The sequence below is a fragment of the Oleiphilus sp. HI0067 genome (assembly GCF_001635735.1).
Window position 1 is genome coordinate 1 of sequence record NZ_LWFI01001397.1, and the last position, 1,092, is coordinate 1,092.

General features: G+C 42.6%; 1 protein-coding gene. It reads left to right on the forward strand.

Going from position 1 to position 1,092, the window contains the following annotated elements:
* Window positions 1–222 precede the first annotated feature (222 nt).
* Window positions 223–1,092: amidohydrolase family protein (locus tag A3739_RS22190; RefSeq protein WP_156502763.1), on the forward strand; the 870-nt coding region annotated here is incomplete at its 3' end.

Consider the following 1,092-nt stretch of genomic DNA (forward strand, 5'->3'; position numbering starts at 1 on the left):
AACCCCTACATAAATGAAATATATTGATGCAATAGCCGCTATACGCTGCATTGATAAAGCTATGAAATTTGATGCAACTTCGCGTGAAATTACGGATCAATGAGTCAAGTTTTGAAAGACTATTTCATAATATTCATTAGTGAATGAATATCGGTGGTGATAACCTGATCCCTTCACAATTTTCTCGCAAAAGACATTCAACTTGACCATCTGGTAAGGCGCATGATTCTTCACAACACCGCCCAAGTCAATACAAGAATTGACGCAGGAACAATACTCACAATTGATGACAATTTCACGACACTGACAGACCATTCTTTAATTATTGAGAATGGTGTAATTACACAGATTTCACCAACAGAATCAGTGCAACATATTATCGCATCCGAACATTATTGTTTGCCAAACCACGTCATTATTCCGGGCCTTATTAACGCGCATGGTCATGCATCAATGGCTTTACTTAGAGGTATTGCGAATGATTTACCGTTAAATATTTGGCTTCAAGAACATATATGGCCCGCTGAAGGCAAATGGGTCGATTCTGACTTCGTGTCATTCGGCGCGAAACTTGCGATGGCTGAAATGCTCAAGAGCGGAACGACAACGTTTAGCGACATGTATTTCTTCCCGGAGGTTGTCGCACAAATGGCGCAAACCGTTGGAATGCGCACCCAACTCGCTTGCCCTATTCTAGACTTCCCAACTGCATGGGGCAGCGGCCCAGATGAGTACATAGAAAAAACACTTGAGCTTCATCGCGCCTTCGAAAGCTCTGATTTAGTTCACATGGCGTTCGGGCCTCATGCGCCTTATACGGTTTCGGATGACCCTATAAGAAGTCTCATTAGCGCTGCACGTGAACATTCATTACCAATACAAATGCATGTGCATGAGACTCAGAAAGAAGTTAATGACGCTGTAACAAACTCGGGTAAGCGACCGATTAAACGGCTATCAGAGCTGGGGCTCTTCGATCCCGATTTAAATACACAAGCGGTACATATGACAGCGCTAACGGAATCAGAAATTAGCTTGTTAGCCAAAACTAATACAAGTGTTATTCACTGTCCTGAGTCTAATATGAAACTC